The organism is Streptomyces tricolor (assembly GCF_002155905.1).
In the GTDB taxonomy this organism is placed as follows: domain Bacteria; phylum Actinomycetota; class Actinomycetes; order Streptomycetales; family Streptomycetaceae; genus Streptomyces; species Streptomyces tricolor.
The window spans coordinates 285-604 of the sequence record NZ_MUMF01000837.1 but is presented as its reverse complement, the minus strand read 5'-3'; the positions used below and the strand labels follow the sequence as shown (position 1 = coordinate 604).

1 protein-coding gene is annotated in these 320 nt (G+C 73.1%); it reads right to left on the bottom strand.

Features of this window, described 5'->3' with window-relative positions; genetic code table 11:
* Positions 1 to 320: SDR family NAD(P)-dependent oxidoreductase (locus CCN44_RS40445; protein WP_143650414.1), on the bottom strand; the 320-nt coding region annotated here is incomplete at both ends.

Below are 320 nucleotides of genomic sequence, written 5' to 3'. Positions count from 1 at the left end.
GCCGCCTTGGCCGGGTCGCCGGGCTGGGAGCCGTCGCCGCCGGAGACGAAGGAGCGGGTCTCGCTCACCTTGGTGTACACCCCGCTGTCGGTGCTGGCCCCGGCCCGGCCGGTGCCGAACAGGGAGGTCCGGAACGCGCCCGGCTCCACGATCAGCACCTTGATGCCGAACTCCGCCACCTCGTCGGCGAGCGCCTCGGAGACGCCCTCCAGCGCGAACTTGGTCCCGCTGTACGCGCCGAAGCCGGCGACGGACATCTGCCCGCCCATGCTGCTCATCTGCACGATCGCGCCCGAGCGCCGCTCCCGCATGTGCGGCAG